The sequence below is a fragment of the Arthrobacter alpinus genome, from assembly GCF_001294625.1.
In the GTDB taxonomy this organism is placed as follows: Bacteria; Actinomycetota; Actinomycetes; order Actinomycetales; family Micrococcaceae; genus Specibacter; species Specibacter alpinus_A.
Genome location: NZ_CP012677.1, coordinates 537919 through 557549 on the forward strand (window position 1 = coordinate 537919; position 19631 = coordinate 557549).

Genomic DNA, 19631 nt, shown 5'->3' on the forward strand with positions numbered 1-19631 from the left:
CCTGCATCACCGTGACGCTGGCGTGGTTCCACGCGGGGAAACGCACACGGCGTGAGCACTCATAACTGAAGCCTAAATTTAGGCTTTGCTAACAGCATATTCAACTTAGGCGCTCCTTGCTCTGTGTAATAAATCACAAGACGGGCACAAATGCCTGGTGCCGGTGCTCTGCCGCGGGAATTTACGGGCACGACGCCGGATGTCCAGCAAGGGCGCGGGGGTGATAGTTCCGCTGAAACAACGCTCTGTTAGCCACATCGATTACGCTGGGGTTGATGAATACGCAAAGCTCGACCCTCGCCGGCCAGCCAGGCACAGACCCCTTCGAGAAGTTTTTCGCCGTGATCCCGGCCGGGGGTGTCGGAACCAGGCTCTGGCCCCTGTCCCGCGCCGCGGCGCCGAAGTTCCTGCATGATCTAACCGGCAGCGGCAGTACCTTGCTACGGGCAACCTATGACCGGCTGGAGCCGCTGAGCGGAAACCGCGTCATGCTGGTGACAGGGGAAGCCCACCGCGACGCCGTTTGTATGCAGCTGCCCGAGGTGGCGGACGAGGACCTGGTGCTCGAAACCGAACCCAAGGACTCCGCAGCGGCGATCGGCTTGGCCGCGGCCATCTTGTTCCTGCGGGATCCGGAGACCATCATGGGCTCCTTTGCCGCAGATCAGGTCATCAGCCCGGTGGAAAAATTCCAGGACGCCGTCAAGGAGGCCATCTACACGGCCGCGACAGGCAAGATCGTCACGATCGGCGTTAAGCCTACCCATGCCTCCACTAGTTTCGGCTACATCCGTACCGGAGCGGCACTGGAGATTGCCGGGGCCCCCAGCGCCCACGCCGTCGTGAAGTTTGTGGAAAAGCCCAGCGAAAAAGTTGCTCACGAGTACCTTGTCAGCGGCGACTACAACTGGAACGCGGGCATGTTCGTGGCCCCGGTGGAATTGTTGCTCCGCCATCTGAAGGCCAATGAGCCGGCGCTTTATGAGGGCCTCATGGAGATCGCCGCGGCCTGGGACACCCCCGACCGCATCGCCGTCAAGAAACGGGTGTGGCCCACCCTGCCTAAGATCGCCATCGACTACGCCGTGGCCGAGCCGGCAGCCGACGCCGGCGACGTCGCCGTCATCCCGGCAACGTTCAGCTGGGACGATGTGGGAGACTTTGCCGCGATCGCCCGCCTGAACAACGCACGCGAAGTCGACGCCGTCACCGTCATGGGTGAGGGCGCCCGCGTCTTCAGTGAGGACAGCAGCGGCATCGTGGTCAGCGACACCAAACGGGTCATCGCTTTGATCGGTATTGAGGACGTGGTGGTGGTTGATACCCCCGACGCGCTCCTGGTCACCACCCGCGCGCATTCGCAGTTGGTCAAACGCGCCGTCGACGGACTGAAGGCCAAGGGCGACACCGACGTCCTGTAGTCCCCAGCCGCTCCCACTGCTCGCAAGCTCGCAGCGGGTCCCTCGCGGCTGTGGGCCCAACAGATCGCTTCCCGTGGCTCGCAAGCTCGCAGCGGGTCCCTCGCGGCTGTGGGCCCAACAGATCGCTTCCCGTGGCTCCCACTGCTCGCAAGCTCGCAGCGGGTCCCTCGCGGCTGTGGGCCCAACAGATCGCTTCCCGTGGCTCCCACTGCTCGCAAGCTCGCAGCGGGTCCCTCGCGGCTGTGGGCCCAACAAACCCTGTGGGCCAGCACGCGTTTGCCACGCCCTGCCTTGCAGTGAAGTAACGCGGCGCCGCCAATGACGCCACAGCTGAGGTAGGTGGTTAGAGTTTGTGATGTGCGCAATTACTCGCTGGAAACAGAACCCACAGAACTTGTCGGCCCCTGGCTGGAGCCCCTGATCGATGAGATCATCGAGTTCCGGCGCGACTTGCACGCACACCCGGAGCTTTCCTTTCAGGAATACCGGACCACCACGGTGATTTATGACAGGCTCCTGGCGGCCGGGCTAGCGCCACGCAGGCTTGAGGGCACCGGGGTCATGGTCGACATTGGTGAGGGCCCAATTACGACGGCGTTGCGCGGGGACATCGACGCCCTCCCCGTCATCGAGGAGACGGGCCTGCCCTACGCCTCTCGCAACCACGGGGTGACTCACGGCTGCGGCCATGATTTCCACACGGCAACCATGCTGGGCATCGCCTTGGTGTTGGCCAAGATGCATGCAGCCTCCCCGCTAGGCGGGAGCATCCGCCTCATTTTCCAGCCCGCCGAGGAAACCATGCCCGGCGGCGCGCTGTCCTGCATCGACCAGGGCGCCCTGGATGGGGTGCCGCGCATCATGGCCCTGCACTGCGATCCCCGGATCGACGTGGGCAAGATCGGCACCCGCATCGGGCCCATCACGAGCGCCTCAGACACCATCAAGATCGAACTCTCCGGCCGTGGCGGGCACACCTCCCGCCCGCACCTGACTGAGGACCTGGTCTTCGCACTGGCACAAATCGCCATCGACGTCCCGGCAGTGCTGTCCCGGCGCGTGGACGTCCGCAGCGGCGTCTCCATGGTGTGGGGATCTATCAACGCCGGTTCCGCCCCCAATGCGATCCCCGGCAACGGCGTCATGACCGGGACCATGCGGTGCCTTGACCGGGAGGCCTGGCATGCGGCCGGCGAACTACTCGACGAGGTGGTGGCGCAGATTGCCGCCCCCTACGGGGTTGATGTGCACCTTGAACACACCCGCGGAGTGCCGCCTGTGGTCAACTCCGAGCATGAAACAGCGTTGATCGAGGCGGCGGCCCGTGCGGAACTGGGGGAGGAGTCAGTGGTTTTGGCCCCGCAGTCCATGGGCGCGGAGGACTTTGCCTGGTTCCTGCAAGGAATCCCTGGTTCGTTGATGCGCCTTGGCACCCATGTCCCCGGTGGCGAGGAATACGACCTTCACCGTGGCGACTACATTGTTGATGAGTGCGCCCTGGCGGTGGGGATTCGGGTGCTGTGCGCCGCAGCGTTGCGAACCCTGCGGGCTCCGGCGCACTGAGCGGCGCGCTGAATGCGTGCCGCTGCGTTGGGCGCTGAGTGCGCGCGGCGTAAACCTCTTCGGTAACAGTTCTCCAACGATGCACCCAAGAACCCTCCGAGCCCTACCGGACGGTTGAAACTGCCACTAGTGTACTGACTAACATTGTGTTATCGCTGTGGGTTGTGCGAATACAAGTTGAGACCTTATGGAGGAATTTTGAAGACATCACTATTGGGCGCGTTTAAGCGCACAGCCACCGTCGGCACCGTGGCATTGGGAGCAACGGCGCTCCTTTTGACAGGTTGCGGGCAGGCGCCAGCGCCTGCCGGCGGTGGGAGCACGAGCGGCACCGACGCCGCATCCAACTACCTGGGCTGCATTGTCTCGGACTCGGGCGGATTCGATGACAGGTCCTTCAACCAGTCCTCATATGAGGGCTTGAAGAAGACCCAGAAGGATTTGGGCATCAAGATGAAGGAAGCCCAGTCCACCACCAAAGCGGATTTTGAACCAAACCTGAACCAGATGGCCAACGCTGGCTGCAAACTGACCTTCACGGTTGGCTACCTGTTGGCAGATGCTACCAAGAAGGTGGCCACGGCCAATACGGACCTGCACTTCGCCATCATCGATGACAACAGCATCGTGCTGCCCAACGTGAAGCCGATTGTCTACGACACGGCACAGGCCGCGTTCCTGGCCGGCTACACGGCCGCGTCGGTTTCCAAGACCGGCAAGGTGGGCACCTTCGGCGGTGTCAACATCCCCACCGTCACGATCTTCATGGACGGCTTTGCCGAAGGGGTGAAGTACTACAACGAGAAGATGGGCAAGAGTGTCCAGGTTCTGGGCTGGGACGCTGACACCCAGCAGGGCGTCTTCGCCAACACCTTTGACATCATCCAGGAAGGCACCAAGGCCACCAACAACCTCATCGGCGATGGCGCGGACGTCATCTTGCCGGTCGCAGGCCCGCTGGGCACCGGTGCAGGTGATGCCATCCTGGCCGCGAACAAGGACGGCAAGGACGTCAAGCTCATCTGGGTTGACTCCGACGGCTTCCAGACCGCACCGACCTTCAAATCCATCCTGCTGACCTCGGTCATCAAGACCATGGGCGAGGCAGTGGAAACCATCGTCAAGGACGACCTGGCCGGCAAGTTTGACCCGACACCGTACATCGGCACACTGAAGAACGGTGGCGTGGGTTTGGCCCCGTTCCACGACCTGGACGCCGCCGTCAGCGCGGACACCAAGTCACAGCTGGACGCCATCAAGAAGGGCATCATCGACGGCTCCATCACGGTTGCCTCGAAGGCCAGCCCCAAGTAATAACCCTTGGACCTGCTGCGCCGCACCGCCAGCGTTTGCTGGCGGTGCGGCGCAGCTTGGGTTCAGCCACCACTTCCGCACACCTTCTTACGTAGACGGGTTACAACCTTGAAACTAGAACTCAGGGGCATCACCAAAAGTTTTGGTGCCCTCGTGGCCAACGACCATATTGACCTGGTGGTTGCCTCTGGTGAAATCCACGGCCTCCTAGGCGAAAACGGCGCCGGCAAATCCACCCTCATGAACGTGTTGTACGGCCTGTATGAACCGACTGCCGGCGAAATTCTCATTGATGAGAAACCCGTGAAATTCTCCGGCCCAGCGGATGCCATGGCCGCGGGCATCGGGATGGTGCACCAACACTTCATGCTTGTCCCAGTGTTTACGGTTGCCGAAAATGTGGCCCTGGGTGGGGAGAGCACAAAATTTGCCGGCATCCTGAACCTGGAGGACACCCGCAGGAAGATTCGCGAGATTTCCGCAAAGTTCGGCTTTAACGTCGACCCGGACGCCCTGGTTGAAGACCTGCCCGTGGGCGTACAGCAGCGGGTGGAAATCATTAAGGCCCTGGTCCGCAACGCAAAAATCTTGATCCTGGACGAGCCCACGGCCGTGCTCACACCCCAGGAAACGGACGAGCTGATGGAGATCATGGGCCAGCTGCGGGCCGGTGGCACCTCGATCGTGTTCATCTCGCACAAGTTACGCGAGATCAAGGCTATCTCCGACACCATCACGGTGATCCGCCGTGGCAAAGTTGTCGGTTCCGCCGAACCCACGGCCGCCACCACAGAACTGGCCTCCATGATGGTGGGCCGCTCCGTGAACCTGACCCTGAACAAGGCCGACGCCCAACCCGGCGAGGTCACGTTCATCGTGAAGAACCTCAGCGTCATGAACGACGCCGGACAACGGCTTTTGGACGACGTGTCCTTCTCCGTCGCCACGGGTGAGATCCTCGCCGTCGCCGGTGTCCAGGGAAACGGCCAGACCGAACTTACCGAGGCCGTGCTGGGCCTGCACAAGCATATAAAGGGTTCCATCACACTGCACGGTGAGGAACTGGTTGGCAAGAGCGTGCGCGAAGTCCTTGACTCAGGCGTGGGGTTTGTGCCCGAGGACAGGCAGGATGACGGGCTGGTAGGGGAGTTCTCCATCGCAGAGAACCTGATCCTGGACTTGTATACCAAGGCACCATATTCCCGTGCCGGCACCCTGAACCGGGCTGTCATCGCGAAAAATGCTACAGAAAAAGTGGCCGAGTTTGATGTGCGGACCCAGTCCGCCCAATCAACCGCCGACACCCTCTCCGGTGGCAACCAGCAAAAGGTGGTGCTGGCCAGGGAATTGGCCCGGCCCCTGAAACTGTTCATCGCCTCCCAACCAACACGCGGCGTGGATGTGGGATCCATCGAGTTCTTGCACAAACGGATCGTGGCCGAACGCGACGGCGGCACCCCCATTGTCATCGTCTCCACCGAACTTGATGAAGTGCTTGAATTAGCGGACCGCATTGCGGTGCTGTTCGCTGGCAAGCTCATGGGCATCGTGCCCGGAAAATCCAGCCGCGAACTGCTCGGGCTGATGATGGCCGGGCTGAACGCTACCGACGCGCAAGCACAGTTGGACGCCCCTGCGGCAACAGACAAGGGAGAACGCCCATGAGTGAAACACCCACTATTTCGCCACCCCCACCGGAAGCCGGCCCTACCAAACACGGCGAGGGCGCCAAGCACGAGCACGACGGCCAAGCCACGCAGGTGATCCGGGAGATCATGAGCGGCAACGCCATCATTTCCGTGCTGGCGGTCGTTGTGGCACTGGTGATCGGCGGAATCCTGATAGCCGTCACCGACGCCAGGGTAATAGCCTCCTCAAGCTACTTTTTTGCCGACCCCGGGGCAACTTTTTCCGCCGTCTGGGCGTCCATCTCCGAGGCCTACGGGGCGTTGTGGCGAGGAGCCACCTACGACCCGACCGCCCGGACCTGGCAGGGCCAGCTGGGGATCTTTGAAACCTTGACTTTTGCCACCCCGTTGATCCTGGCGGGGCTGGCCGTAACGCTGGCCTTCCGCACGGGGCTGTTCAACATCGGTGCGCAGGGCCAGATCATCATGGGTGCCACGTTTGCCGGCGTCGTTGGTTTCCAAATGCATCTTCCCCCCGTCGTCCACCTGCTGGCCGTCATCCTTGCCGGTGCACTGGGCGGTGCCATCTGGGGCGGCATTGCCGGTTTCCTGAAGGCCCGGACAGGCGCCCACGAGGTGATCGTGACGATTATGCTCAACTACATCGCCGTTTCCTTGGTCCTGTACCTGCTCAAGAACCAGCTCAAGGCCCCGGACAGCACCAACCCCATCAGCCCGCAAATGGACGCCAACGCCATGTTCCCGCTGTTGCTGGGACCCAATTTTAGGGTGCACGCCGGGCTAATCCTGGCCGTCCTGGCCGTCATAGCTGTGGACTGGCTGCTGAACCGTTCCACACTGGGCTTTGAATACCGGGCCATCGGAGCCAACCCCAAGGCCGCCCGTACCGCGGGCATGCTGGTCTCACGCGGCTACATCACCGTCATGCTGATCTCTGGTGCCCTTGCCGGGCTGGCCGGGGTAAGCCAAATAGCGGGCACGGAAAAGTCCCTCGACTCCGAAATTGCCGGAAGCATCGGCTTCGACGCCATCACGGTGGCGTTGCTGGGCCGCTCCAAACCATGGGGCACGTTTTTTGCGGCCCTCCTGTTTGGTGCGTTCAAGGCTGGCGGGACCTCCATGGCGGTCAACGCCGATGTCTCCATCGACATCGTCGCGGTAGTGCAGTCGCTGATTGTGCTGTTCATTGCAGCCCCGCCGCTGATCCGCTCCATCTTCCGAATCAAGGCAGTTAGCCATGAAGGAGCCAACGCATGAGCGTCGTAGCGAAGGCAGCGCCGTCAAAACTTGCTGACCGGGTGGCCATCCGCAGCTGGCGAACTCCCATGCTGCTGGCAGTGCTGGCCTTGGTGGCGGTGGTGCTCTTTGTCATCCTCGGCCCCGAGGGCCACGCCACCTTCCGCATATCCCAGGACAACGACACCTGGCAGGTCCCGAACCTGGTGCTGCCGGCCAAGGCCTTCGGTGTGGTTGCCTCCCTGGTCCTGATGGGGCTGGCAGTTTTGGCCTGGGTCCAGTTGAAGCAGCAGGCCCGCGTGGCCAAATGGGTGACTATGGCGTTTGCCGTGGTCTTCGTCATTGCTTTGATGGTGTGGATCATTGGCGGGACCAAGACCCAAAACATCACCTTGGTGGGCTTGTTTGCCGGGGCCATGCTCATCACCACACCCCTGGTGTTTGGCTCCCTGTCAGGGGTTTTGTGTGAGCGTTCCGGCGTGGTCAACATCGCCATTGAGGGCCAGCTGCTGGCCGGCGCCTTCACCGCGGCACTGGTTGCCTCGATCACCCAAAATGCGTTTGCGGGCCTCTTCGCCGCCGCCGTGGCCGGCATGCTGGTGTCCTTCCTGCTGGCAGCCTTCAGCATCAAATATGTGGTCAACCAGATCATTGTGGGCGTGGTGCTGAACGTATTGGTGTCGGGCCTGACCGGGTTCTTGTTTGAGAAGATCATGAAGACCAAGGTCGACGGTGTGGCCATCTACAATCAGCCGGTGCACCTGCCGGATTTGCCCATCCCGTTCCTGTCCCAAATCCCCGTCCTGGGGCCCATGCTTTTCCGGCAGTCAATCATTGGCTACTTCATGATGGTCCTGGTGGTGGCGCTGTGGTTCGGCTTGTTCCGCACCCGCTGGGGGCTTCGCATCAGGGCCGTGGGCGAACACCCCATGGCCGCGGACACGGTGGGTATCAACGTCAACCGGACCAGGTTCTTGAACGTGATGGCCGGAGGGGCGGTGGCTGGGGTTGGCGGCGCCTACTTCACGCTCGTGGCCGTGAGCAGTTTCAGCAAGGACATGACCGGGGGCCTGGGCTTCATCGCCCTGGCAGCGTTGATCTTTGGCCGCTGGAACCCGATTGGTGCTGCCCTCGCGGCACTGCTCTTCGGTGTCGCCGGCAACCTGCAAAGCATCCTCTCACTGGCGGGGACTCCCATTGACGGGCAGTTTCTGGCCATGCTCCCGTACGCGTTGACCATCCTGGCCGTCTCCGGATTCGTCGGCAAGTCGCGGGCTCCCGCGGCCGACGGCGATCCGTACATCAAGGGATAGGGGACTTTTCATGACCACTGAAATCGACGACGTCCTCTGGGAGTCCTTGCGGAAGGCGGCCACCGCCGCCATGGGCAACGCGTACGCACCCTATTCGAAGTACCCCGTGGGTGCCGCAGCCCTGCTTGATGACGGGCGCACCATCAGCGGCTGCAATGTGGAAAACGCCAGCTACGGGCTGACCCTCTGCGCGGAATGCACCCTGGTGGGCGCCCTGCGCATGGGAGGCGGCGGCCGGATTAGCGCCTTCTACTGCGTGGATGAGGCCGGTGCCGTGCTGATGCCATGTGGGCGCTGTCGCCAGCTGTTGTATGAATTTGCCGCCCCCGGGATGGTCCTGATGACCAGCCATGGAATCAAGACCATGGGGCAAATCCTGCCCGACGCATTTGGCCCGAAGAACTTGGAGAACCCGTCATGAACACACCTGATTCGGCACGCTACGCGGGAGCGGCGTTTGACGCCGTCGACATCATCAGGACCAAACGGGACCGTGGCACGCTCAGCGCCGAACAGATCGCCTGGACGATTGACGCGTACACCCGCGGCACCATAGCCGACGAGCAAATGGCTGCCCTTAACATGGCCATCTTGCTCAACGGCATGAACCGTGCGGAAATCTCCCAATGGACAGCAGCCATGATCGCCTCGGGGGAGCGGATGGACTTTTCCGGCCTCCGCACCCCGGCCGGTACTCCCATGCGCACCACCGACAAGCACTCCACAGGAGGTGTGGGAGATAAGATCACCTTGCCGCTGGCGCCCCTGGTGGCGGTCTTCGGCGTGGCCGTCCCGCAGCTGTCCGGCCGAGGACTGGGCCACACCGGCGGCACCCTGGACAAGCTCGAGGCCATCCCCGGCTGGCGGGCCAACCTCAGCAACGAGGCGATGATGCGCCAGCTCTCCGAGGTGGGGGCCGTCATCTGTGCCGCCGGTGCCGGCCTGGCCCCGGCCGACAAGAAACTGTACGCACTGCGTGACGTCACTGGAACGGTGGAAGCGATCCCGCTGATCGCCTCCTCGATCATGAGCAAGAAGATCGCCGAAGGCACCGGTGCGCTGGTGCTGGATGTGAAAGTCGGGTCCGGGGCGTTCATGAAGGATCTGGCCATGGCCCGCGAACTGGCACAAACCATGGTGGCTCTGGGCAAGGACGCCGGTGTTAACACCGTGGCACTGCTCACCGACATGTCCACGCCACTGGGCCTGACGGCGGGCAACGCCATTGAGGTTCAGGAGTCGGTGGAGGTGCTGGCCGGCGGGGGCCCCTCCGACGTCGTCGAACTCACCGTCAGGCTGGCCGAGGAAATGCTGATGGCGGCAGGCGTGCACGGCGCCGACCCGGCAGCCGCGTTGAAGGACGGGCGGGCCATGGACGTGTGGCGGCAGATGATCGCCGCCCAGGGCGGCGACCCGGACGCGGCGCTGCCCGCAGCCAAGGAATCGGAAGTCATCCTGTCCCCGGCAAGCGGGGTGCTAAGCGAACTTGACGCACTGAGCGTGGGGGTGGCCGCATGGCGCCTGGGGGCCGGGCGGGCCCGCAAGGAAGACGCAGTCCAAGCCGGCGCGGGGGTTCGCATGCACGCCAAACCGGGCGACGTGGTGCGTGCCGGTGAGCCGCTGATGACGTTGTTGACTGATACTCCGGAGAAATTCGACCGGGCCAAAGAGGCGCTTGCCGGCGCTGTAAGAATTGCACCAACAGATGTGCCGCCCCTGCGCGAGTTGATCATCGAACGCATCGATTGAGGTGCCGGCGGGGGACAGGTGGCGTTGTCATCCCCTGGGTGTAAAAAACGCCGCCAAATATCCCCCGCAAGGTGGATACCTGCTTTCACAATTGCGTGACAAACTAGATAGTGACAACCGCCAGAGGAGAGGAAACATCCCCGGTGGACTTTTTGCACATCATCGATCAGATCAACTTTGTGATTGCCCATTCGGCCGCCCAGTGGTGGATCATCCCGCTGGTTAGTCTGTTTTGTCTGATCGACGGTTTTTTCCTCTTCCTGCCCAGTGAGACGGCCATTGTGGCCCTGGCGTCCATCTCGGCACGGATAGGTTCGCCGAATATTTGGCTGCTCATCCTCGGTGCCAGCATCGGGGCCAGCATCGGGGACAATATCGCCTACCTTTTGGGGCGAAAGCTGGGCACCAGCCGGTTCAAGTGGATGAGGCGCCCCCGCGGCGCCAAGGCGTTCGCCTGGGCCGGGCGTGAACTGGAAAAACGCGGCGCCATCCTCATCTTCACGGCCCGCTACATTCCAGTGGGCCGCATAGCCGTGAATTTCTCAGCAGGCGCCACAAATTTCCCCTGGCGCCGGTTCGTGATTCTGGACGGCATCGCCGTGGTCACCTGGGCAGGCTATTCGGTGGCCGTGGGCACCTTCGCCGGCCGCTGGGTCCACCACAATCCCCTGCTGGGAGTGGGTATCGCCATCGCATTCGCCATTGTGATCGGCTTCATTGTTGACCATGCCATGAAGTATTTGCACCACCTGCTGGAAAAGCGCGGAAAGGTGGCGCCACGCAACGAACCCGGTCACAGGGCCGCCCAGATCGTGGCGCAGGCCCTAGCCCATGAGCAAGCCCGGGAGCGTGAACCAGCTGCAGCCCCGGATGCCGATATGGGCACCGCAGCGAACACGGCAACGCCGCCCGTCACCGAGGTGACTGGGGCCGGCGTCGTGCATGCAAGTCCTGGGATTGGCGGAAGTCAAGATACGCCCGTAGCGCACGGCACGGGCAAGAACTAGCGCAGGCGCCGCCAACATCCCTAGAGTGGGGTTTGTGACTAATCTAACTGACACCCAGAGCTCCGATTCCTCAACCGCCGTTGACCTCAAGTCCCTGCCCAAAGTGTCTTTGCACGACCACCTTGACGGTGGTTTGCGCCCGGCCACCATCATTGAACTGGCTGCCGAGGCCGGCTATGAACTGCCCGCCACGGATCCGCAAGAGCTGCGCCAGTGGTTCGTCGACTCCGCGGATTCCGGCTCCCTGGTGCGCTACCTCGAAACCTTTGACCACACCGTCGCCGTCATGCAGACCCGTGCGGCCCTGGTCCGTGTAGCGCGGGAGTTCGTGGAGGATCTGGCGGACGACGGCGTGGTGTACGGCGAGGTTCGCTGGGCACCCGAGCAGCACCTCACCGCCGGTCTTTCACTCGATCAAGCTGTCGAGGCCGTGCAGGACGGGTTGGAGGAAGGCATGGACCTTGTGGACGAGGCCGGCGGCTATATCGAGGTGGGCCAGATTGTCACCGCCATGCGCCAGGGTGACCGCGGCTCCGAGATCGCCCAGCTGGCCGTGCGTCACCGCGACAACGGCGTGGTGGGCTTTGACATCGCCGGTGCCGAGGATGGCTTCCTGCCCTCCCTTTTCACCGAAGCGTTCACCTACCTGGCGGAGAACAACTTCCCCGTCACCGTCCACGCTGGTGAGGGTGCCGGGCTGGATAGTATCCAGGACGCCCTAGTCCACGGCCGGGCACTGCGCCTGGGCCACGGCGTGCGCATTGCCGAGGACATCCACCTGGACGTCCAGCAGGAGGACGGGCACGACGTCGGCACCGTCACCTTGGGCGATCTTGCCCAATGGGTGCGTGACCGGGAGATCCCGCTGGAGCTGTGCCCGTCGTCGAACCTGCAGACAGGCGCCATCTCCAACTTTGGCACCACTATCGGTGAACACCCCATCGACCTGCTGCACCAGTTGGGCTTCAACGTCACCGTCAACACCGACAACCGCCTGATGAGCGGGGTGAGCCTGACCAGCGAGTTCGAACTGCTGATGGACACTTTCGGCTACAGCTTCGAGACCGTCTTGGAACTGACACTGAACGCCGTCCACGCAGCGTTCCTGCCCATCGAGGCCCGTGAGCAGCTCGCCGACTACATCATCGAATGCTACGACGACGTGTTTCACAACGACGATTCCGGTGATGCTTCCGGCGACGCTGAAGACCACGCTGGCCACGTTCATGGCTGACACCGGTGACAAGAAGCACTGATACCAACACCGACGCCGTGGCGGTGCCATGTGACCGAGCCGACTCTGCTCCCGCGCAGACGGCCCGGTTGCTGGGCATCATCGCCAATCTGCGCGAGCACTGCCCCTGGACCGCAGCGCTCACGCATGCCTCGCTCACCGAGTACCTGCTGGAGGAAAGCTACGAGCTGATCGAAGCACTTGAAGGTGGCGCGGCTTCCGAGGTGGCCGGAGAACTCGGGGACGTGCTGTTCCAGGTGGCTGTGCACGCGCGTCTGGCACAGGAGTCAGGCTCGTTCAACTTTGCCGACGTAGCGCGCGGGCTGGGAGATAAAATGGTTCGCCGCAACCCCCACGTATTCCGTCCCGACGGTTCTTTGCAGGACACCTTTCCGGCGAGCGTTGCCGAGATCGTGGCGACGTGGGACGCGGTCAAGCGTGCCGAACGGGCACAAGCTCCAGGGGCGGCCGGGGCCGGGCGGGCCGATGCCTTTGCCGGTATCCCGGCGGCCCTGCCGGCGCTGGCGCTGGCGCAAAAAAGCCTTGACCGGGCCGAGCGTGCCGGCCTGCCCCTGGGCGGCGGGGGTGCTTGCGGTGATGGCGAGTCCGGCATGACAGAAGGCGAACTCGGGGAGTTGTTGTTCGACGTCGTCCGGTCAGCACGCGCCCAGGGCCTGGATGCGGAGCGGGCCCTGCGGCACGCCGTTCGGGCCTTCCAGAGGCCACAATTTTTCACTGACCTGCACAACCACTAGCTATTTACGGGCCCAGCGTGAACCACGGCCAATGGACACCTGGGCCGTGGTGTACTACCCGCCCGAGAGGGCACTTTTCTATATTTGAGGACTCATCGCTGTGGAACAAATCTCTGAAAAACAAATCCGCTCCTGCTTCGTGAACGCCAGCCGTTCAGAAGCTGCCAAGCTGACCCTGCCAACCAACTTTGCAACGCTTGACTGGGAATCGCTTGATTTCCTGGGCTGGCGCGACGCAAAAATGCCGATGCGCGGCTACCTTGTCATCCGCACTGACCAGCGGGTGGTGGGCATTATGCTCCGGGCGCCGGAAGGCGGCAGCGGAGCCAAGCGCAGGATCCTGTGCGAACTGTGCCGCGACGTTTACTCCGAAGAAGATGTCCACCTGTGGGTCAGCAAACGTGCAGGCCAGTCGGGTCGTGATGGAAACTCGGTGGGGACGCTGATCTGTGCGGACTTCATCTGCTCGGCCAGCGTCCGCAAGGAACCGTCCGCCAACGAGATCGAGCCGGACCCGGCAGTCGTCGTCGAACGCCAAATTCGGGGACTGCGCGAGCGCACCGAACGCTTTCTGGCCCGCGTTCAGAGCTAAAGCCGTGACCGGTGGCGTCGACGGTGCTTGTGCAGGCCCGGGCCGGGGGCCTGCGCCGGACTAGTTTCGGTGCGCACCGGCTACTTCACCCCGGATAGGCGGTCCTGGAGGGTGCACTGGCGCGCTCCGCGTAGCAATGAGTGCCGGGTCACGCTTACGCGTTAGGATTGAGTCCGACAGCGTGGTCGACAACTATCCGCTCGAAGCTGACGATTAGGAGCAACACGTGGCACTTATTGAAGCCATTCATGCACGCGAAATTCTGGACTCCCGAGGAAACCCGACCGTCGAGGTCGAAGTTCTTCTAGAAGACGGCTCGGTAGGCCGCGCAGGGGTTCCCTCTGGCGCCTCAACCGGTGCTTTCGAGGCCGTGGAACGCCGCGACGGCGACAAGGCCCGCTACCAGGGCAAGGGTGTTTTGCAGGCAGTTGAGGCTGTCCTGGAAGTCATCGCACCCGAGCTCGAGGGCGTGGACGCCATGGAACAGCGTCTGATCGACTCCATGATGTTGGAACTGGACGGCACCCCGAACAAGGGCAAGCTCGGCGCCAACGCCATCTTGGGCGTCTCCTTGGCCGTTGCCAGCGCAGCGGCAGCCTCCGCCGATCTGCCGTTGTACCGCTACCTGGGTGGTCCGAACGCCCACGTTCTGCCGGTCCCGCTGATGAACATCCTCAACGGCGGCTCCCACGCCGATTCCGACGTCGACATTCAGGAATTCATGATTGTGCCGTTGGGTGCAGCCACGTTCTCCGAGGGCCTGCGCTGGGGTGTTGAGGTCTACCACAACCTCAAGTCCGTCCTGCAGGAAAAGGGCCTTTCCACCGGTTTGGGTGATGAGGGCGGCTTCGCACCGAACCTCCCTTCCAACCGCGCAGCACTTGACCTGATCCTGGTTGCCATTGAGCGTGCAGGCTACGTTGCAGGCAAGGACATCGCCCTAGCACTGGACGTGGCCTCCTCCGAGTTCTTCAAGGACGGCGCCTACCAGTTCGAGGGCAAGGCACTCACGGCAGCCCAGATGAGCGCCTACTACGCCGAACTCGTCGCCGACTACCCGCTCGTCTCCATCGAGGATCCCCTGGATGAGGACGACTGGGAAGGCTGGAAGACTCTGACCGACGCCATCGGCGACAAGGTGCAGATCGTGGGCGATGACTTGTTCGTCACCAACCCAGAGCGCCTGTCCCGCGGCATCGAGACCAAGACAGCCAACTCGCTGCTGGTGAAGGTGAACCAGATTGGTTCCCTGACCGAGACCCTGGACGCAGTCTCCATGGCCCAGCGTGCCGGCTACACCACCATCACCTCGCACCGCTCCGGCGAAACCGAGGACACCACCATCGCCGACATCTGCGTAGCCACCAACGCCGGTCAGATCAAGACCGGCGCCCCGGCACGCTCCGAGCGAGTTGCCAAGTACAACCAGCTGCTGCGCATCGAAGAAGACCTCGAAGATGCTGCACGCTACGCCGGCCGCAGCGCCTTCCCGCGTTTCAAGGGCTAAATCCTGCAGTAGGGTGCGGCAACTCGCTAAGGTGGAATACACACCTAAACCAGTTGCCGCGCCTTTCGGCGTTAACGAGGGACTTTCCCCGTTGGCCTGCCGAAGTTCCCAGCAGAAGTATCAGGAGATTCATGGCCACGCGTCGTCCCAAAGTGCCCAGTGCGCAGTTCACCACCGGGTCAGCAAAGGCGCCAGCTGTTTCAAAGGAGCAGCCCACGCCCGCTGAAACAACCGTGACGGCGGCCTCCAAAAAGAATGCGCATCGAACCCCGGTGTCGGCCGGAAAATCACGCTCCGTCAAGGATCCTGGCCGCCCAGCCGCCGCAGCGCCCACCGCCATGGGCGACAACCGCGAGCATGCCACGCCGGGGCTTGACCGTGGCCGGCAAGAAGGCGTCATTCACGACGCCAGCACCACGCCGGTGCCGGCCCGCTCATTTTCCGGCCGGCTGCTGGTCATCGGCCTGGCCATGGCGGCCCTTACAGTGGTTTTGGCCCCCAATGTGCACACGTTCATGGAACAACGGGCGGAGATCTCGGCCCTCAAACTGGACATCGCGGAGAAGACGGCGCAACAAACCAGTTATCAGTCAGAGCTTGCCCGCTGGAATGACCCCGCCTTCGTCAAGCAACAAGCCCGCGACCGGGTCAGCATGCTGATGCCGGGAGAAACAGGGTATTGGGTTTATGGCGCCGACGGCGTTGAGGCCATAGCGGGTTCGCCCGACGCCGCCAAGGCAGCCGCGGCGGCAGCCACCTCGGCCAAGAATGCCACCGAGATCAGCACCGAACCGTGGGTGGACAGGCTCTTGTCCTCCGTTCAAAAGTCCTCCGAAGTGGCAGTGCAGACACCTGTAGCGCCGCCAGTTCCTTCGAACCCACCAGCAACTCCACCAGCAAACTAATAACGCCCGAATTTTAAGTGCGGACTGGCACGCTAAAATAGTTAGCTGGATAGAACAGCTATCCAAGTGCGGGCGCCCCATTCCCCGGGGATGTGCGCACATGAGAATTCCTTCAGGAAGGACGCCGGTGCCCGTATCAGCAAGCTCCGCGACAAGCGGGCGCGTACCCACGCAGCACGATCTCGACACGTTGAGCCGCCAACTCAACCGTCCCGTACGCGACGTCGTTGAAATCCCGGCCCGCTGCGTGTGCGGCAACCCGCTGGTCGCAGCTACGGCTCCACGGCTAAGCAACGGAATCCCTTTCCCCACCACGTTCTACCTCACACACCCGGTTATCACCGCGGCCGCTTCACGGATGGAAGCAGCTGGCATGATGACTCAGATGAGCGAACGCCTGGCCACCGACGCCGATCTAGCCGCTGCCTACCACAAGGCACACGAGGCCTACATCGCCGCACGGGTCGCTATCGGCGAACGGGCCGGCACCGGGCCGGTTCCGGAAATTGCCGGCATTTCCGCTGGCGGCATGCCCACCCGGGTGAAGTGCCTGCACGTTCTGGCCGGACATGCCCTGGCCGCCGGACCGGGAGTCAACCCGCTAGGCGATGAAGTGCTGGCGGCGTTAGCTCCATGGTGGACCGCGGAGAAATGCTATTGCGAAGGCGCCTGGAACGACAGCGCGCCTGTGCCCAGCAAGGACCTGAGCCGCCATGTGAAACACCTCAATGCCCTGGCGGCCAAACAAGCTGGCGAACAAAAAAGCTAAGCCACACCGCCCGCCAGATAACGCCACTCAAAAGTTTGCCAGCCAGTTTTCGCCCAACCCGAAGGGACGGTTTGCCAGATGCGCGTCGCCGCCATTGATTGTGGGACCAACTCCATCCGCCTGCTCATCGCCGACGTCGCCACGGGCGGCCACGGGCGGGAACGCGAAACTCCCATACTGACCGACGTCCTTCGCGAAATGCGCGTGGTGAGGTTGGGACAGGGCGTTGACGCCACGGGAATGCTGGCCGACGAGGCGCTTGAGCGCACCTTTGCCGCGACGGAGGACTACGCGGCACTCATCCGGGACCACAGCGTAGACCGCATCAGGTTTGTTGCCACCAGTGCAACACGCGACGCCGGCAACCGTGACGTTTTTGTTGCCGGCATCAAAGACCGGCTGGGTGTGGAACCTGTCGTTGTCTGCGGAGCGGAGGAAGCCGGACTGTCCTTTACCGGTGCCGCCAGCGTCCTGCCGACACTGAAGGATGAACTGGTTCTGGTCGTTGACTTAGGCGGGGGCAGCACCGAGTTTGTGGTGGGAAACGCCGACGGCGTCCAGGCCGCCATCAGCACCGACATGGGCTGCGTCAGATTCACCGAACGGTATCTGCTCAGCGACCCGCCCACCGCTACGGAAATCGCAGCGGCCGAGGCAGCCGTGGAAGCGAAACTGGTCGATGTCCTGGCCGTGGTACCCCTGGCCGCTGTGACGCGGGTGGTGGGGGTGGCAGGCACTGTCACCACCATCACGGCCCAAGCCCTCGCACTGGCCAGCTATGACAGCGAGGCCATCCATGCCGCCGTCGTACCCCTGCAAGACATGGACAAGGCGGCTGGCGAACTGCTGGGCATGAGCCGGGCAGAACGAGCCAGCCTAGGCTTCATGCACCCGGGGCGTGTAGATGTGATTGGCGCCGGTTCGCTCATCTGGCGGACGGTGCTGCGCAGGCTTGCCGTGTTGACCCAGGGGCGCCTGGAATCGGCAACCGCCAGTGAACACGATATTCTGGATGGAATCGCCCTAGGCGCGGCCGGGAGACTCGACTGAGCCCGGACGCCCTCGACGGAAACGAGCATTCATGGCCTTAGCGCCACGGCCACAACAACAACGGACACGGTTGCGCAGCATCGCAGCCGCCGCCGTGACTCTGGCGATGGCCGCGTCAATGGCCTTGGCAGGCGCCCCTGCGGCCTCGGCCGACGACATCCGCAACCGCCAATACTGGCTGGAACAGTCAGGAATCACTAAAGCCTGGGAAGTTTCGCAGGGCGAAGGCGTCAAGGTTGCCGTCATCGACAGCGGGATCGACACCACCCACATTGACCTCAAGGGTGCAGTGGTGGGCGGAACCGACATGTCCGGCTCCGGAGACGCCAAGGGCACCAAGGGTGTGGGCGCCGAGCCCGAGCACGGCACGCTCGTGGCCACCATGCTCGGCGGCCGCGGACACTCCGACGCTTCAGCGAAACCGGGTTCAGAGCCCGCCGTCGGCGCCGGCCCCGACGGCGTGATCGGAGTGGCACCCAAAGCCGAAATGCTCAGCGTGTCCGTCTGGCTCGGAAGCGAAAACCCGTCAGGAAAGAACATTGACGACCAAATCCCCGCCGCGGTGACATGGGCTGTTGACAACGGCGCCAAGGTCATCAACATGTCCCTGGGCAGCACCTCCACTGCATGGCCGCAGAGCTGGGATGACGCCTTTGCCTATGCCGAAGCTAAGGACGTGGTCATCGTGGCAGCCGCAGGAAACCGCAAGTCCGGGAGCGAACAAGTCGGCGCGCCAGCCACGATTCCCGGCGTCCTAGCCGTGGGTGGTCTGGACAAGGACGGCAACGCCAGTGTGGACTCCTCCTCCCAGGGCATCAGCATTGGGGTGAGCGCCCCTGCCGAGGATCTGGCCGGCGGGCTGCCGGGCGGCGGCTATGCGCGGTGGAGCGGGACCAGCGGTGCAGCACCCATCGTCTCCGGGGTGGCGGCCCTGATCAGGTCCAAGTACCCGGAAATGTCTGCGGCGCAGGTCATCAACCGGATCATCTCAACCGCCAAACCCAAGGGTGACGGCGTACCTAATGCGTTGTACGGGTACGGGATACTGGACGCCGACGCGGCCCTGAAGACCGATGTGCCCGTCGTCGAGAAAAACCCGCTCGGCAGCATTGCCGACTGGATTCATGTGCACCGCCGGGGCCAAGTCAGTGAAGCGCCGCCCACAGTTAGCTCCGCGCCCACCGCACCACGAAGCAAACCGACACTGATCGAGGCAGCGGCCCCCCAGGCCCTGCCGGCGGAAAAGCTGACAAGTAGCGCCCCGGCACTGATCTCGCTGGGATTCCTGGGCCTGATAGTGCTGATCCTAGCCGGTGGAGGCACGCATCTATTGCTGGTGCGACGCCGGCTCCTGACGGCGGGAGGCGCGGGACCCTCGGGAACTGCTGGAGCCGACGTCGCATCCGGCACAGACGGTGGCGGCACCACAGCCGAGAGGGTCGGTCACAAGCACTAGCCCCCATGCCGTTCCCACCCGGCGTGCACCCCCTGCGTGGGCGTGCCCGCCGAACAGGGCCTGGAGCACTCAAAACGGGGCTGAGCAACTGCGTTACGCAATGCCTGTAAC

Annotated in this window: 17 protein-coding genes; all 17 read left to right on the plus strand. The window is 63.2% G+C overall.

Going from position 1 to position 19631, the window contains the following annotated elements:
- Positions 1-275: 275 nt before the first annotated feature.
- The 17 genes from AOC05_RS02335 to AOC05_RS02415 all read left to right on the plus strand — a co-directional run bounded on the left by AOC05_RS02335 (position 276) and on the right by AOC05_RS02415 (position 19520).
- Positions 276-1421 (plus strand): mannose-1-phosphate guanylyltransferase, encoded by a 1146-nt coding sequence (locus AOC05_RS02335; protein ID WP_062005353.1) that lies wholly within the window; start codon positions 276-278, stop codon positions 1419-1421.
- A gap of 357 nt (positions 1422-1778) precedes the next feature.
- Positions 1779-2984, plus strand: a complete 1206-nt coding sequence (locus AOC05_RS02340; protein ID WP_062005355.1) for an amidohydrolase — start codon at positions 1779-1781, stop codon at positions 2982-2984.
- A 198-nt stretch (positions 2985-3182) separates the two neighbouring features.
- Positions 3183-4298: a BMP family lipoprotein gene (locus AOC05_RS02345; RefSeq protein ID WP_062005357.1), complete on the plus strand. Its 1116-nt coding sequence runs from the start codon at positions 3183-3185 to the stop codon at positions 4296-4298.
- Positions 4299-4406: 108 nt separating this feature from the next.
- Positions 4407-5963 carry an ABC transporter ATP-binding protein gene (locus AOC05_RS02350; protein ID WP_062005359.1) on the plus strand — a complete coding sequence of 519 codons (1557 nt, stop codon included), beginning with the start codon at positions 4407-4409 and terminating at the stop codon, positions 5961-5963.
- On the plus strand, positions 5960-7204 hold the full coding sequence (locus AOC05_RS02355; RefSeq protein WP_062005360.1) for an ABC transporter permease: 1245 nt from the start codon (positions 5960-5962) through the stop codon (positions 7202-7204). Before AOC05_RS02350 ends, AOC05_RS02355 begins: the two co-directional genes overlap by 4 nt.
- Positions 7201-8496, plus strand: coding sequence for an ABC transporter permease (locus tag AOC05_RS02360; RefSeq protein ID WP_062005362.1), 1296 nt, complete (start codon positions 7201-7203; stop codon positions 8494-8496). The genes AOC05_RS02355 and AOC05_RS02360 overlap by 4 nt, the downstream gene beginning before the upstream one ends.
- A gap of 10 nt (positions 8497-8506) precedes the next feature.
- Positions 8507-8917 carry a cytidine deaminase gene (locus tag AOC05_RS02365; protein WP_062005364.1) on the plus strand — a complete coding sequence of 137 codons (411 nt, stop codon included), beginning with the start codon at positions 8507-8509 and terminating at the stop codon, positions 8915-8917.
- Positions 8914-10245 carry a thymidine phosphorylase gene (locus AOC05_RS02370; RefSeq protein WP_062005366.1) on the plus strand — a complete coding sequence of 444 codons (1332 nt, stop codon included), beginning with the start codon at positions 8914-8916 and terminating at the stop codon, positions 10243-10245. Before AOC05_RS02365 ends, AOC05_RS02370 begins: the two co-directional genes overlap by 4 nt.
- Positions 10246-10388: 143 nt before the next feature.
- Positions 10389-11252 (plus strand): DedA family protein, encoded by an 864-nt coding sequence (locus AOC05_RS02375; protein ID WP_062005367.1) that lies wholly within the window; start codon positions 10389-10391, stop codon positions 11250-11252.
- 34 nt (positions 11253-11286) lie between these two features.
- Positions 11287-12486 (plus strand): adenosine deaminase, encoded by a 1200-nt coding sequence (locus tag AOC05_RS02380; RefSeq protein WP_082358106.1) that lies wholly within the window; start codon positions 11287-11289, stop codon positions 12484-12486.
- Positions 12487-12575: 89 nt separating this feature from the next.
- Positions 12576-13241: a MazG nucleotide pyrophosphohydrolase domain-containing protein gene (locus AOC05_RS02385; RefSeq protein WP_062009235.1), complete on the plus strand. Its 666-nt coding sequence runs from the start codon at positions 12576-12578 to the stop codon at positions 13239-13241.
- Between the two features lie 100 nt (positions 13242-13341).
- On the plus strand, positions 13342-13833 hold the full coding sequence (locus AOC05_RS02390) for an FBP domain-containing protein (protein WP_062005369.1): 492 nt from the start codon (positions 13342-13344) through the stop codon (positions 13831-13833).
- 226 nt (positions 13834-14059) lie between these two features.
- Positions 14060-15340: a phosphopyruvate hydratase gene (gene eno / locus AOC05_RS02395; RefSeq protein ID WP_062005371.1), complete on the plus strand. Its 1281-nt coding sequence runs from the start codon at positions 14060-14062 to the stop codon at positions 15338-15340.
- A 131-nt stretch (positions 15341-15471) separates the two neighbouring features.
- The gene (locus AOC05_RS02400; RefSeq protein WP_062005373.1) at positions 15472-16245 is read left to right on the plus strand and encodes an FtsB family cell division protein; all 774 of its coding nucleotides are present in this window, start codon (positions 15472-15474) and stop codon (positions 16243-16245) included.
- A gap of 100 nt (positions 16246-16345) precedes the next feature.
- On the plus strand, positions 16346-17014 hold the full coding sequence (locus AOC05_RS02405; RefSeq protein ID WP_062005375.1) for a DUF501 domain-containing protein: 669 nt from the start codon (positions 16346-16348) through the stop codon (positions 17012-17014).
- Positions 17015-17092: 78 nt separating this feature from the next.
- The gene (locus AOC05_RS02410) at positions 17093-18064 is read left to right on the plus strand and encodes a Ppx/GppA phosphatase family protein (RefSeq protein ID WP_062005377.1); all 972 of its coding nucleotides are present in this window, start codon (positions 17093-17095) and stop codon (positions 18062-18064) included.
- Between the two features lie 31 nt (positions 18065-18095).
- The gene (locus tag AOC05_RS02415; protein WP_082357692.1) at positions 18096-19520 is read left to right on the plus strand and encodes a S8 family peptidase; all 1425 of its coding nucleotides are present in this window, start codon (positions 18096-18098) and stop codon (positions 19518-19520) included.
- Positions 19521-19631: the final 111 nt, after the last annotated feature.

What these genes read in the sequence shown, in the direction of transcription:
- AOC05_RS02335 (WP_062005353.1), top strand. Translation starts at nt 276, where the DNA reads ATGAATACGCAAAGCTCGACCCTCGCCGGCCAGCCAGGCACAGACCCC.
- AOC05_RS02355 (WP_062005360.1), top strand. Translation starts at nt 5,960, where the DNA reads ATGAGTGAAACACCCACTATTTCGCCACCCCCACCGGAAGCCGGCCCT.
- AOC05_RS02360 (WP_062005362.1), top strand. Translation starts at nt 7,201, where the DNA reads ATGAGCGTCGTAGCGAAGGCAGCGCCGTCAAAACTTGCTGACCGGGTG.
- AOC05_RS02365 (WP_062005364.1), top strand. Translation starts at nt 8,507, where the DNA reads ATGACCACTGAAATCGACGACGTCCTCTGGGAGTCCTTGCGGAAGGCG.
- AOC05_RS02370 (WP_062005366.1), top strand. Translation starts at nt 8,914, where the DNA reads ATGAACACACCTGATTCGGCACGCTACGCGGGAGCGGCGTTTGACGCC.
- AOC05_RS02400 (WP_062005373.1), top strand. Translation starts at nt 15,472, where the DNA reads ATGGCCACGCGTCGTCCCAAAGTGCCCAGTGCGCAGTTCACCACCGGG.
- AOC05_RS02405 (WP_062005375.1), top strand. Translation starts at nt 16,346, where the DNA reads ATGAGAATTCCTTCAGGAAGGACGCCGGTGCCCGTATCAGCAAGCTCC.
- AOC05_RS02410 (WP_062005377.1), top strand. Translation starts at nt 17,093, where the DNA reads ATGCGCGTCGCCGCCATTGATTGTGGGACCAACTCCATCCGCCTGCTC.
- AOC05_RS02415 (WP_082357692.1), top strand. Translation starts at nt 18,096, where the DNA reads ATGGCCTTAGCGCCACGGCCACAACAACAACGGACACGGTTGCGCAGC.